The 12,015-nt window shown below is 66.9% G+C and carries 13 protein-coding genes; 6 read left to right on the top strand and 7 right to left on the bottom strand.

The genetic code is table 11. The features are described from left to right. Nucleotides 1–158 precede the first annotated feature (158 nt). Nucleotides 159–842, bottom strand: coding sequence for a DUF5518 domain-containing protein (locus tag HALXA_RS03665; RefSeq protein WP_013878962.1), 684 nt, complete (start codon nucleotides 840–842; stop codon nucleotides 159–161). A gap of 76 nt (nucleotides 843–918) precedes the next feature. After that, nucleotides 919–2,043, bottom strand: a complete 1,125-nt coding sequence (locus tag HALXA_RS03660; RefSeq protein ID WP_013878961.1) for an AI-2E family transporter — start codon at nucleotides 2,041–2,043, stop codon at nucleotides 919–921. An 87-nt stretch (nucleotides 2,044–2,130) separates the two neighbouring features. Between HALXA_RS03660 and HALXA_RS03655 the strand changes: the two genes are divergently transcribed. After that, nucleotides 2,131–3,261: a thiamine ABC transporter substrate-binding protein gene (locus tag HALXA_RS03655; RefSeq protein WP_013878960.1), complete on the top strand. Its 1,131-nt coding sequence runs from the start codon at nucleotides 2,131–2,133 to the stop codon at nucleotides 3,259–3,261. A 62-nt stretch (nucleotides 3,262–3,323) separates the two neighbouring features. Next, nucleotides 3,324–3,689 carry a hypothetical protein gene (locus HALXA_RS03650; RefSeq protein WP_013878959.1) on the top strand — a complete coding sequence of 122 codons (366 nt, stop codon included), beginning with the start codon at nucleotides 3,324–3,326 and terminating at the stop codon, nucleotides 3,687–3,689. A gap of 11 nt (nucleotides 3,690–3,700) precedes the next feature. Here the strand turns inward: HALXA_RS03650 and HALXA_RS03645 are convergent, their stop codons facing one another. The 3 genes from HALXA_RS03645 to HALXA_RS03640 form a co-directional block, all read right to left on the bottom strand. Further along, nucleotides 3,701–5,062 carry a tryptophanase gene (locus HALXA_RS03645; RefSeq protein ID WP_013878958.1) on the bottom strand — a complete coding sequence of 454 codons (1,362 nt, stop codon included), beginning with the start codon at nucleotides 5,060–5,062 and terminating at the stop codon, nucleotides 3,701–3,703. A gap of 232 nt (nucleotides 5,063–5,294) precedes the next feature. Continuing rightward, the gene (locus HALXA_RS21940; protein ID WP_013878957.1) at nucleotides 5,295–5,441 is read right to left on the bottom strand and encodes a hypothetical protein; all 147 of its coding nucleotides are present in this window, start codon (nucleotides 5,439–5,441) and stop codon (nucleotides 5,295–5,297) included. Nucleotides 5,442–5,559: 118 nt separating this feature from the next. Next, entirely contained in the window at nucleotides 5,560–6,738 is a 1,179-nt protein-coding gene (locus HALXA_RS03640) for an aspartate kinase (RefSeq protein WP_013878956.1), read from the bottom strand. Between the two features lie 209 nt (nucleotides 6,739–6,947). Here HALXA_RS03640 and HALXA_RS03635 point away from each other — a divergent pair, with 209 nt between their 5' ends. Together HALXA_RS03635 and HALXA_RS03630 are read left to right on the top strand one after the other, a co-directional pair. Further along, nucleotides 6,948–7,385 carry a hypothetical protein gene (locus tag HALXA_RS03635; protein ID WP_013878955.1) on the top strand — a complete coding sequence of 146 codons (438 nt, stop codon included), beginning with the start codon at nucleotides 6,948–6,950 and terminating at the stop codon, nucleotides 7,383–7,385. 71 nt (nucleotides 7,386–7,456) lie between these two features. After that, complete coding sequence (locus tag HALXA_RS03630; protein WP_013878954.1) at nucleotides 7,457–8,071, top strand: TetR/AcrR family transcriptional regulator; 615 nt, start codon at nucleotides 7,457–7,459, stop codon at nucleotides 8,069–8,071. 29 nt (nucleotides 8,072–8,100) lie between these two features. On the opposite strand, the gene HALXA_RS03625 is transcribed toward HALXA_RS03630, so the two are convergent. Beyond that, entirely contained in the window at nucleotides 8,101–8,853 is a 753-nt protein-coding gene (locus HALXA_RS03625) for an HFX_2341 family transcriptional regulator domain-containing protein (RefSeq protein ID WP_013878953.1), read from the bottom strand. A 96-nt stretch (nucleotides 8,854–8,949) separates the two neighbouring features. Between HALXA_RS03625 and HALXA_RS03620 the strand changes: the two genes are divergently transcribed. Continuing rightward, nucleotides 8,950–9,288, top strand: coding sequence for an ArsR/SmtB family transcription factor (locus tag HALXA_RS03620; RefSeq protein ID WP_013878952.1), 339 nt, complete (start codon nucleotides 8,950–8,952; stop codon nucleotides 9,286–9,288). A 15-nt stretch (nucleotides 9,289–9,303) separates the two neighbouring features. On the opposite strand, the gene HALXA_RS03615 is transcribed toward HALXA_RS03620, so the two are convergent. Further along, on the bottom strand, nucleotides 9,304–10,866 hold the full coding sequence (locus HALXA_RS03615) for a DNA-directed DNA polymerase II small subunit (RefSeq protein ID WP_013878951.1): 1,563 nt from the start codon (nucleotides 10,864–10,866) through the stop codon (nucleotides 9,304–9,306). 189 nt (nucleotides 10,867–11,055) lie between these two features. On the opposite strand from HALXA_RS03615, the gene HALXA_RS03610 reads away from it, so the two are divergent. Beyond that, the gene (locus HALXA_RS03610) at nucleotides 11,056–12,009 is read left to right on the top strand and encodes a S26 family signal peptidase (RefSeq protein ID WP_013878950.1); all 954 of its coding nucleotides are present in this window, start codon (nucleotides 11,056–11,058) and stop codon (nucleotides 12,007–12,009) included. Nucleotides 12,010–12,015: the final 6 nt, after the last annotated feature.

The following is a 12,015-nucleotide window of genomic DNA, read 5'->3' as shown; positions in this document are numbered from 1 at the left end:
GTCGCGTCTCGTTTCATGTGTTTTTAGGCTAGCCTAAAACAATAAATGTGCTTCGATTTTGGCGAGCCTAAAGAACGACCCTGATCGGAGACACCGCGGCCGACTGTCAAAAAGGTAGGGAAGGCGGCGATCGGCGTCGACAGCCGCGTGAGACGGAACTACTCGTCTCGATCGCGTTCGCGTTCACGCTCGCGATCCTCGCGGTATCGATCCGCCTCGGCGCCCCTCGAGTCGGTATCGAACGGCTCCCGGTCTCGATCCGACTCTCGATCGGGTTCTCGCTCCCGGTCCCAGTGTTGGTCTCGACGTCGGTCGTCGAACCCCTCGAGGTCCGAAGCGCGGCCGGCCGATCGATCGGCCGGCGGATAGCGCTCGGCCGATCGTCCCCTCGAGTCGGGATACGACGGCGACCCCACACGATCCGACGGTGAGTCGACGGCCATCCCGAGCGACCGCCGCGTCTCCCGGTGTTTCCCGGGGTACTCCCGTGCGAGGTACGCGCCGAGATACCCGCCGAGCAGCGAGAGGCCGACGGTGTAGAGGAGGACGATCAGCGCGAAAACGAGGACGGCGAACGCGGCGACGGCGAACCCCTCGAACGGCGCGGCTGCGACCCCCATTCCGAACCCGAGGAAGCCGAGCAGCAAGACGGCGACCGCGGCGACCGGGACGAACGCGATGACGCCGGCGACCGCGCCGGCGATCGCGCCCGCCCGGCTGTCGGGTCCCTCGAGAAAGCCGGCGACGGCCCCGCCGATGACGGTAGAAAACGGGATGAACGAGAGGACGATACCGACGACGGCACCGATAACCGCGTGGATGATGGTTCGGTCGCTCGCCATAGTGGTCCGTCCACGAGCGCGGTGAAAAGTGTCGGTGGTCGAATGGGAGTCGGCGGACGGGCTACATCTCGACGGATCAGTCGTCGGCGATCGGCGAGTCGGGTTCGTCAGGGCGCGGCTCGGTGCCCGAGTCACCGCCGGCGTCGGATTCGGCCGCGGCGAGTTCGGAGAACGTGATTTCGCTGTTGACCTCCTCGGAGAGCAGGTCGACCGCTTCGACGAAGACGGCGACGATCAGCGGGCCGACGACGATGCCGATCGGGCCGAGCGTGAAGAGCCCGCCGGTGAAGCCGATGAAGTAGAGGCTCCCGGGCAGGCCGGCGGAGCGGCGGGCGAGCCGGGGCCGGACGGCGATATCCGGAAGCCAGCCGATAAGGACGAGTCCGAAGACGGCGATCAGCACCGCCGCGGCGATCTCGCCGGCGGTGACGTGGTAGACCGCGATCAGTCCGACCAGGACGCTCGGACCGACGATCGGCACGAACTGCAAGATCGCGGCGATGATCGCGAGCGTCAGCGACATCTCGTAGTCGAGCAGCCAGAAGACGGGGTAGGCGATGAGCAGCGTCGCCACGGACGTCGCCAGCTGGAGGACGTAAATCGCGTACAGCGTCTCGCGGGCTCGAGTCGCGAGCGCGTAGACGACGTCGCGGTACTCGCGGGGAATCGGGGCGATCGCGGCCCGGCCGGCCGAGTCGGCCTCGAGCAGGAGCGCGAACAGGAGCGTGAGAAACAGCGCGAACTTGATCGCGAGCACCGGCAGCGACAGCGCGAAGGTGGCGGCGATGCTGCTGAGGTAGTCGACGACGAACGCCTGTACCTCCGACGCTTCGATCGTGTACGTGATATTGAAGGCCGTAATCGGCACCGCTTCCGGCAGTCCTTCGATGATCGAAGTGATCTCGTCGACCCGGAAGTACAGGGTCACCGCGATCGGGGAGAAGACGGCGACCGCTCCGACGAAGCCGATCACCGTCGCGGCGGCGGCCGCGACCCACTCCGTGAGTCCGCGCCTGACGAGCCACCCCTGCAGCGGCAACAGGACGTAGGCGACCGTCAGCGCGAACAGGATCGTCCCGAGCACCTCGAGGAGGATCGCCCCGGTGACGATCCCGAGGAGCGCGACGACGCCGGCGAGGACGTACCGACGCCGTCGGCTGCCGGAGCGCGGCGGTCCGTTCGATTTCGTGTTCGTCGACACAGTCGTGACTGTCACCGCGGGGATAAAATCTTTCCCACCGACCGACGCGGCAGCGGTCTTAAGCCCTCACGGGGCGATGATCCGCATATGAGACGGCGGACGCTCGTCCGCGGTGTCGGGGCGGGAACCGGAGCCGCGTTGACGGGACTCGCGGGGTGTCTCACGCGTGACGCCGAGGAAGACGGACAGGACGACGGCGGCGAAGAACTCGACAACAGCGCGCTGCGGATCGCGACGTACACCTCGATGGTAACCGGCGAGCGGCCCGCCGGCCGGTGGCTCGAGGAGGCGTTCCTCGAGGAGCGCCCGGACGCCGAACTCGACTGGCGGGTGCCCGAAGCCGGCATCGAACACTTCATCCGGCGCGGCGAGATCGACGCCGATCCGGGCGCGGACGTCTACCTTGGACTGACGCTCGGTGAACTCGTCCGCGTCGACGAGGCTCTCGGCGGCGGCAGCGAACTCTTCGAATCGCTCGAGCGGGATCGGCTCGACCGCGTCGGGCGGCTCCGCGACGAGCTGACGGTCGACGACCCCGGCGGCAGGGTCCTCCCGTTCGATACGGGCTACCTCTCGCTGGTCTACGACGAGCGCGACCTCGAGAGCGGGCCGCCCGACTCGTTCGACGGTCTGCTCGAGTCCGAGTACGAGCGGGCGCTGCTCGCGCAGGATCCTCGCTCGTCGGATCCGGGGTTGGCCTTCCTGCTGTGGACGATCGCAGCCGCCGGCGAGGACGGCTACCGCGAGTACTGGCGGGCCCTGCGGGATAACGGGCTTCGCCTCGCCGGGAGCTGGACCGACGCGTACCGGAACCGGTACCTCGAGGGGGAGGGATCGATGGTCGTCTCCTACTCGACGGATCGGGTCGGCGCGGCCGCGGCCGAGCGTCCCCTCGCCCTCCATCAGGTCGCGATGCTCGAGGACGCGGGCTACCGCAACACCGAGTTCGCCGCCGTCTTCGCCGACGGTGCCCGGAAGGAACTGGCTTACGAGTTCCTCGACTTCCTGCTCTCGTCGACGGCGCAGGCCGAGATCGCGGCGCGTAACGTGCAGTTCCCGGCCGTCGCGGACGCGTCCGTCGATCTCGAGTCGTCGTTCGCCGACCGCGCCCGCGAACCGGAGCGGACGGTAACGATGACCTACGACGACCTGCGGGGCTCCCTCGGCGACTGGCTTTCGGAGTGGGAAGCCGTCTGGACCGGTGAAAGCGACGGTTAACCCGAACGGCGCTCAAGCGCCCAGCGCAGTTTTAAGGACGGGTACGTGGTACGTCGCGGCGCATGGCGCTCCAACGGCTACTCAGCGGCAACCCGTCGAGAAACGCGAAACTCTACCTCGCGATCGGCGGCCTCTCGCTCGTGAAAGCGATCGCAGTCCGCAACGATCGCGAGCGGTTCCGCCGGGAGCTGGTCGACGCCGGGATGTTCATCGGCGCCGGCCTCCTCCTGCGGCAGTACAGCCAGCTCAAAGAACAGAAACGGAAAGAGATCGAGTCGCAGATCCCCGACTGGGCGGTCGGCATCGCGGAGTCCGAATCGGCGAAACAGGGGATCCGCGCGGCCGCAAATCGGCTCCAGAACCGGTCGGAGCCCGAACCCGAACCGACGCTTCGCGATCGAGCGCTCGGCTTCGTCTCGAGTCAGTAAGGCGATCCCGCTCACCGTTCTTCGGACCGCGGCTCGAGTCCGGCCGTGAAGTGACGTAACTCCGGCATCTCGGGTTCGGTCGCAATTTCGAGCCCGTCGACGTCGCGCCCCTTCTCGAGTACGGTTGCGGCGGTCTCGGCGACGTGGTCGAAGTGTTCTCGGTGGTAGGTTCGGCGCGGCACGGCGAGTCGAACGAGCTCCGGGCGCTCGGCGTCCGGGAAGGCAAAGCTTCCGAGTTCGACCCCGCGGACGCCGCCTTCCCGGTAGAGCTCGCAGACCAGCGCCTGTCCGGGGAACGCATCGGCCTCGAGGTGGGGCAGCGCCGCGGCGGCGTCGAGGTAGACCGCGTGGCCGCCGACCGGTTCGTAGATCGGGACGCCCGCATCCCGCAGCAGCGAGCCGAGCGTTCGGACCTGTTCGACTCGATCCGCGACGTACGACCGCTCGACGGCCTCCCGGAGGCCGACGGCCATCGCCTCGAGGTCGCGGCCGGCCATCCCGCCGTACGTCGGAAATCCCTCGTAGAGGATGGCGCGCTGTTTGCACCGCTCGAAGAGCTCCTCGTCGTCGGTTGCGACGAAGCCGCCCGTGTTGACGAGTCCGTCCTTCTTGCCGCTCATCACGACGGCGTCGGCGTAGCCGAGCTGCTCGCGGGCGATCTCGGCGATCTCGGTCTCGGCGGCGAACTCGTCCTCACGTTGCTGCACGAAGTACGCGTTCTCCGCGAACCGGCAGGCGTCGATGACGAACGTCGCGTCGATCTCGTCGGCGAAGTCCCGAACCCGCCGCGTGTTCGCGACGCTGACCGGCTGGCCCGCCGCCGAGTTGTTCGTGATCGTCTGGATCACCAGCGGGATCCGGTCCGCGCCGACCTCGTCGACCAGCGCCCGGGCCCGCTCGAGCGAGAAATTCCCCTTGAACGGCGCCTCGAGATCGGGATCGTGTGCGCCGTCGACGGGACAGTCGACCGGCTCCGCACCCTGGTTCGCGACGTGGGCGCGGGTCGTATCGAAGTGGGTATTGTTCGGGACGACCGCGTCCTCGGCGTCCGAGAGGAGGGTGCCGTAGAGGACGTTCTCCGCGCCGCGGCCCTGGTGGGTCGGCACGACGTGCTCGACGCCCATCACGTCCCGGACGGCCGACTCGAGGCGATCGAAGCTCCGCGAGCCGGCGTAGGCCTCGTCGCCGCGCAGCAGCGCGGCCCACTGCGCGTCGCTCATCGCGCCCGTGCCGCTGTCGGTCAACAGATCGATGAAGACCTCGTCGGCGGGGAGGTTGAAGACGTTGTACCGGGCCCGCTCTAAGTTGCGTTCGCGTCGCTCCCGGGCGGGGAGCGAGATCGGCTCGACCATCTTGGACTTGTATCCGGCCATACCCACACACTCACGCCCCGATAGTTCAATTCGAGCGACGAAAGGTGGCGAGCGACGACGGAACCCGCGGGTCGGCGAACAGGACCGAGCGGTAACGAACGGTGTTGTTCTCGAGGGTGATCGCGTCGGTGGGCGCGTCGGTTCGGGGCCAGTCGGGATGCAGGATCTGTCGGGATGCGGTGCTGGCCGGGACCGTCTCGGAAGGAGATGGACGCGTACCGTCGGCTGCCGACTAAATATCGGATTCGTTGAACGACTCGCCGCAGGCGAGACAGCGCCGCAGCCCCGGCGTTGCGGGGATACCGACCGTCCGCGCCGACGCGCAGTGGGGACACTGCACGCCCAGCCGTCGGCACAGCGAGCGGAGGCGATCGCGCATACCCGACACGACGGCAAGCGGTCAAAAACGCGTTTTCATCCGGCGAAAAGCGGTGCACGAATCGCGCGAGTGGCGCGGGACGCGGAGTGCGGAGTACCGCGCTCCGCGCGTTCGGCGTTCAGAAGAGTTCCTGCGTGATCTCGAGGGTCTTCTCGCGGTCCTCCCACTCGACGAACAGCGCGACGCTGGTCGCGCTCGTGATGACGTCCTGCAGGTGGATTCGCTCCTCGGCCAGCGGCGTGACGATGTCGCTGACGATCCCCGGCTGGTTGGGGAGTTCGCCGCCGGTCACGCGGACGACCGCGATCGGCGAGTCGACGGTGACGGAGGAGAGTTCGTCGCGGGCGATGACCTCGCGGTGGAGGATGTTCTCGGCGCGCTCGGCCTCGGCCTCGTCGATGTAGAAGGTGACCGTGTCCATCCCGCTGGCGACGGCGTCGATGTTGACGTCGCTCTCGGCCAGCGCCTCCGAGAGGTGGTTGAAGACGCCGGACTCGTTGCGGATCGCCCGGCCGGCGACGGTCAGGCAGGCAAGCGGCCGCTCGCGCAGGTCGACGAGGTTCTTGAACTCGCCCTCGATGCTGGTGCCGCCCGAGAGCAGGTCGCCGTGCTGGTAGTGGACGACGCGGACGTCGAGTTTCCCGTCCTTGTACGACAGCGCGGAGGGTGCGACGACCTCGGCGCCGCGGAACGAGAGGTTCCGCAGTTCGTCGACCGAAATCTCGCCGACGTTGCGGGCGCCCTCGACGACGTTCGGGTCGCCGGTCATGACGCCCTCGACGTCGGTCACGATGACGACCTCGTCGGCGTCCATGTACTTGCCCATCATCACGGCGGTGGTGTCGCTGCCCCCGCGACCCAGCGTCGTGATCGAGCCGTCCGGTCCCTCGGCGAGGAAGCCGGTGATGACCGGGACGACCTCGTCCATCTCCGCGGCGACTTCCCGGGCTCGCTGCTGGGTCGCCTCGACGTCGACCTCGCCGTACTCGTCGGTGATGACCGGCCAGTTCTCGCTGCCGGGCTCCAAGAAGACCGCGTCGATGCCCCGCGAGGCCAGCGCGGCCTTGAGCATCCGCACGGACGTGCGCTCGCCCATGCTGACGATCTGGGCGCGGTCGGCTTCGTCGGTCTCGAAGGTGATGTCGTCGAGCAGGTCGTCCGTCGTCGATCCCATCGCCGATGCGACGACGGCGATCTCGTGGCCGTCCTCGACGGCGGCGGCGATCGAGTCCGCGGCGCGGTCGATTCGCTCGCCGCTGCCGAGGCTGGTGCCGCCGAACTTGGCTACGACTCGCATGCCGACACCTCGCAATTGTCCTGTGTTCGCGTACCGGTGGCGTGGCTCATACACCGTCGTTACCAGACCGAGCAGATAACTGTGTCCCATTGGCCGCATTTTTACCGGCGATACCCCTCCTCCGCCGGTCTCGACCTGTCGGTCGACTCACAGCCACCCGCGTCCTCGCGGGCGGGATTTATGGTCGTGCGTATCAATACCACACGCTAATGAACGTACGGGACGCCCTCGAGGCCGACGCCGACGCGCTCGCGTCGATCGCCGACTCCCCGACCGACGTGATGCGCAATCTCGTCCACGACCGGACGGTCCGCGTCGCGGAGGACGGGACCACCGATCCGAACGCGGACGTCTCGAGTTCCCAATACGACGGCTCCGATCCGGAAGATCTACTTGGGTTCATCAGCTTCGACGCACGCGAGGATACCGTCCACGTCACGCAACTCGACGGGACGACCGAGGCCTGCAAGCGACTCCTGGCCGAGCCGGTCCGGTTCGCCGAGCGCGAGTCGATGGCCGTCGAGGTGCTGGCCCCGCCGGATACGGACGTGATCGTCGACGCCGCGGAGGAGCTGGGCTTCGAACGGCGCGGGACCGGCCCGCGGTTCGACGGCTCGCGGACCGTTCGGTTTCGACTGGAGCCGTAGCGACCGCGGTATCCTCGACGCACGGCCGAACCGAGACAGCTATATACGACCTGAATGACCATTCATTCATAATGAGTGACACGGATCTCTTCGCGTCCGCAGGCGACGACACGCACGCACAGATGATGGAAGCGACCTACGAAGCGCTGCGAAAACACGGCTACTCCGAGCTGACGATCCAGCGTATCGGCGACGAGTTTCCCAAGAGCAAGTCGCTGATTTACCAACACTACGACAGCAAAGACGAGCTCCTCGTCGCCTTCCTCGAGTACCTGCTCGAGCAGTTCGAGGCGGACCTGCCGATCGATGCTGAGTTCGACGACGCGCAGGAGCACCTCGAGACGCTCATCGAGTACGCCCTGCCGGACGAGTTCGACGACGACCACCTCGATTTCGCGGGCGCAATCGAGGCGCTGCGCGGGCAGGCACCCCACGACGAGACCTATCAGGAGCAGTTCGCTGCGGCCGACGAGTTCTACCGGCGCCTCACCGCCGAGGTCATCCGCGACGGGATCGAACAGGGCGTCTTCCGCGACGTCGATCCCGAGCGGGCGGCCGCGTTCATCGTGACGACCGTCCACGGCGCACGCAACCAGCGGGTGACCGCCGACACGGACGACCCGGTTCGTGCCGCACGCCAAGAGCTCGAGGCGTACGTCCGGACGCGGCTGGTCGCCGACGAATAGGTAGCCGGCTGCCGCGGGTGACCGGCGACTCAGAGCTTGTGCCGAAACGCCCGTAACGCGTTCTCCCCCGTCTCGGTCAGCGAAACCTGCTTCGTTCGGCCGACGGACTCGACCTCGATGTAGCCGACCTCGAGCAGCGGCTCGACGATCCGGTTGTTCAGCAGGGCGAACTTCGCCTTCTCGTTCGCGGGATCGGATTTGGTCATGAACTCGAGGGGCTCCCGCTCGGCGAACTCGATCAGGTCGCTCTTTTTCGGCGTGTAGGCCGCCGTATCGGCGCCGTCGATGTAGTTCAGAATCCTGACCTGATCCGTCGACGGCGTCTCGAGGGGGTAGGAGGGGAGCTGTTCGGCCATCGCCATCCCCTCGGTACGGGGCGTCTCGTCGACCGGGTGCGCGCGGGATTTCGGATGGACGTAGTAGCCGCTCGCATCGGTTGCCATGCAGGCCAGCGCCGCGCCGATGTCGGCCAGTTTCGGGCCGCTCGAGACGTTGACCCGGACGATATCGTCCCGGTAGTCGTCGACGATCGTCGTGATCTCCCCGAGCACGTCGTACATGTCGCCGAAGTCGATTTCCCGGGTGTGGACGGTGATGCCGTGGTCGGAGAGGTCCTCGACGAGCCGGTCGTGGTAGGACGCTTCGGCGGCCTCGTCGTCGGCGAGCAGGTAGAGGATATCGGCGTCGTACTCGAGGACGGGCGCTTTGATCCGATCGAACTCGAACCCGAGCGGCGCGATGTGGACCTCGACGATCGATCGGAGTTCCGTCTCTCCTGTCATTGTAGATAGTATTGTTAGTAGGGATACTATAGTAGTATCGGTTGTATGTGTAGTAACAGGATAGATCTGAATATACCCCGCCGTATAGTGGTAGATATGTCACAGCGACAACAGCGCCGACGGGAGAACGAGCACGGACTCGAAATCGACGCGGCGCTCGCGCTGCTGGGGGACGACTACGCCCAGGAGATCCTCGCGGTCCTCATCGAAAACCCCGCGACGGCGAAGGAACTCACCGAGCGGTGTCCCGGCTCGCGCGTGACGATCTACCGGCGGCTGAACCGCCTCGAGGACGCGGGCCTCGTCGAGACCGAGATCCGCATCCGCAGCGACGGGAACCACTGCGAGCGGTACCGGCTCGCGGTCGAGAAGATCACCGTCTCGATCACCGAGGACGGGTTCGAGTCGGAACTGCGGCCGTCGGACGAGGAGTAAGAAGAGGAGGAGTAATCAGCTGAACTTCTGGACCGTGACGTCGAGCGTGTCGAGGTCGACGATCGGCGCGTACCCCGCGTCGGGATCGATGTTGACGCTCTTTTGGAAGTCGGTCTGGGCCTGCCAGCAGCCGGAGTTGATCGCGAGCACGTTGTGGTACTTGCCGAAGCCGAGCTTGTGGACGTGGCCGGTGTGGAAGATGTCGGGCACCTCGTCGATGACCAGGTAGTCCTTCTCCTCGGGCGCGAGCCGGGTGTGGCCCCCGAACTGCGGCGCGACGTGGCGCTTCTTCAGCAGTTGGTACATCGCCTTGTGCGGGTCGTCGTAGCTGGCTTTCTCCTCGGGGAGTTCCGCGATGACTTCGTCCAGCGAGACGCCGTGGTACATCAGCACGGAGACGCCCTCGACGGTCACCGTCGACGGGTTGCTCACGATCTCCGGATCGTGGGCCGACATGATCTCCCGCAGTTCCTCGTCGAAGCCGGGCTGGGGTTCCGCGAGGCGAACCGCGTCGTGGTTGCCCGGGATCATGACGATCTCGAGGTCGCCCGGCACCTTCTTCAGATGTTCGCTGAAGGCCTCGTACTGCTCGTAGATGTCGATGATGTCGAGTTCCTCGTCCTGGTCGGGGTAGACGCCGACGCCCTCGACCATGTCGCCGGCGAGCAGGAGGTACTCGACGTTCCGGGCCTGCTCGGTGTGGAGCCAGTCGGCGAAGCGGTTCCAGGCGTCTTCCATGAACTCCTCGCTGCCGACGTGGACGTCGCTGATCAGCGCCGCCTGGACGTGGCGGTCGGCCGTCGACGGCTCGTAGGTCCGGGGCACGTCCGGGAAGTACATCGAGTCGACGAAGGCGATCCCCGAGTCGTCGGCCAGGGTTCCCTCCATCGCCAGCGCCTCGTCACAGAGCAGTTCGTCGACCAGATCGACGTAGTCGCGATCCTTCATCACCAGCCACGGGAAGGTCCCGGTGGCGTCCTCGAGTTCGATCAGCCAGTGGCCGCTGGCGGTCGACCGAATGTCGTTGACCAGCCCGACCATCGCGACCTCGCTGCCGCCGGGCATGTCCTGAATGGCCGACGCCGGGCGGTGGTTGACGCGCCCGCGGAGCTTCGAGCCGAGGCGCTCGAGGCGGTCCCGGAAAACGGAAACGAAGTCCTCGTACTCGCCCGTGCCGGTGCTCTGGCCGGTCATGTCGCCCTCGATCTCGAGGGAGCGGAGGTCGGCGTCGACGGTCCGCTCGATAGGTTCCGACCCCTCCGTTTCAACTGGAGCGTGGGTTGCCGAATCGCCCGACACGGGTGCGTCGGTTCCAGTTGAAACGGAGGGGGTCGGATCCCCGCGATCGGCGGCCGATTCGGTCGGCGGGGATGACCCAGAACTCGAGACCGCGTTCAACGCCGCCTCGACGTGCTCGCTGCGAACGACCAGGGCGTCGTCGGGGATTTCGTCGAGAAGGTGCTCGAGCGCCGCGTCGGGATCGTCCGCGGCCGCCAGTTGCGTGACCGCCTCGCGCTCGGCGTTGTAGCCGCGACTGGTGAGTTCGCTGACGATCCGGGCGTGGCCCTCGAGCGGCACACACCTCGCATTCGCGACGGAGACAAAAAGGATAGCGGAACGCCCCGCGGCGGTCGAGTCACTCACAGTCACACGCAGTACGGCACCGACAGCAGTACGACCGCCCACAGTCGCGGACGGTGACGATCGACTCGCAACGAGCCAACTCGAGCAGAAGGTTGATTTCTGACCCCGGCAAAACCCCGAGCAATGAGCGGTCCCGACCCGGGTAGTTCCGACGACGAGCGAACCGACGGCGGCGCCGATCCCCGCCGCGGCTCGAGCGACCAGGACGGTCGGTCGCCCGACGCACCGACCGCAGGCCGGGACGAGTCCGGCGCCGACGTCACCATCGAGGACGACGGCATCGTCCGCTGGTTTCTGCGAACCGACGAGGAGACGGTCGTCCTCGCACGGGACGTGGTGAGCAGCGTCGCCATCGTCGCCGTCGTCGGACTCCTGCTGTTCGCGGTCAGCGGCATCTGGCCGCCGCTGGTCGCCGTCGAGAGCGAGAGTATGGTGCCAAACATGCAGAAGGGCGACCTGATCTTCATCACCGACTCCGACCGGTTCGTCGGCGACGACCCCGTCGAGGGAACCGGCGTCGTCACCCTCGCAACGGCGCGGGAGACCGGCTACGAGAAGTTCAACCGACCGGGCGACGTCATCATCTTCCGGCCTGACGGCAGCGAGTACGAGACGCCGGTGATACACCGCGCGCACTTCTGGGTCGAGGAGGGCGAAAACTGGGTCGACACCAAGGCCGACGAGGAGATCACCGGCGCCGTAACCTGCGAACAGGTCCGAACCTGTCCCGCGCCCCACGACGGCTTCGTCACGAAGGGCGACAACAACAACGGCTACGACCAGTTCGGCAACAGCGTCAGCACCGTCGTCAAGCCGGAGTGGGTCACCGGGAAGGCGACGTTCCGTATCCCGTGGCTCGGCCACATCCGGCTGGCGTTCGATCAGCTGTTCAGCGGGACAATTGCGCCGTCTCCGGCGGTCTGGGACGCGGGACTGGACTCCGCCTCGCCGCAGCTCACCGGCGGCCCGGACGGACCGGCTGCCGTCGACGGAGTCGGAGCCAGCGCCGGCATCGGAACGGGAACCGGAATCGCTGCCGGGACCGCTGCGGCCGCGATCGGTCGGTCTCGTCGGTAACTCTCG

It is taken from the genome of Halopiger xanaduensis SH-6, from assembly GCF_000217715.1.
GTDB classification, from domain to species: domain Archaea; phylum Halobacteriota; class Halobacteria; order Halobacteriales; family Natrialbaceae; genus Halopiger; species Halopiger xanaduensis.
Note: the sequence above shows the minus strand (reverse complement) of the source record. Positions and strands in the feature narration are given on the sequence as shown.

Bases quoted from the DNA above. Each gene is read 5' to 3' on its own strand.
- HALXA_RS21940 (WP_013878957.1), bottom strand. From the start codon at position 5,441: ATGCGCGATCGCCTCCGCTCGCTGTGCCGACGGCTGGGCGTGCAGTGT.
- HALXA_RS03630 (WP_013878954.1), top strand. From the start codon at position 7,457: ATGAGTGACACGGATCTCTTCGCGTCCGCAGGCGACGACACGCACGCA.
- HALXA_RS03655 (WP_013878960.1), top strand. From the start codon at position 2,131: ATGAGACGGCGGACGCTCGTCCGCGGTGTCGGGGCGGGAACCGGAGCC.
- HALXA_RS03610 (WP_013878950.1), top strand. From the start codon at position 11,056: ATGAGCGGTCCCGACCCGGGTAGTTCCGACGACGAGCGAACCGACGGC.
- HALXA_RS03640 (WP_013878956.1), bottom strand. From the start codon at position 6,738: ATGCGAGTCGTAGCCAAGTTCGGCGGCACCAGCCTCGGCAGCGGCGAG.
- HALXA_RS03620 (WP_013878952.1), top strand. From the start codon at position 8,950: ATGTCACAGCGACAACAGCGCCGACGGGAGAACGAGCACGGACTCGAA.
- HALXA_RS03625 (WP_013878953.1), bottom strand. From the start codon at position 8,853: ATGACAGGAGAGACGGAACTCCGATCGATCGTCGAGGTCCACATCGCG.
- HALXA_RS03645 (WP_013878958.1), bottom strand. From the start codon at position 5,062: ATGGCCGGATACAAGTCCAAGATGGTCGAGCCGATCTCGCTCCCCGCC.
- HALXA_RS03635 (WP_013878955.1), top strand. From the start codon at position 6,948: ATGAACGTACGGGACGCCCTCGAGGCCGACGCCGACGCGCTCGCGTCG.
- HALXA_RS03665 (WP_013878962.1), bottom strand. From the start codon at position 842: ATGGCGAGCGACCGAACCATCATCCACGCGGTTATCGGTGCCGTCGTC.
- HALXA_RS03650 (WP_013878959.1), top strand. From the start codon at position 3,324: ATGGCGCTCCAACGGCTACTCAGCGGCAACCCGTCGAGAAACGCGAAA.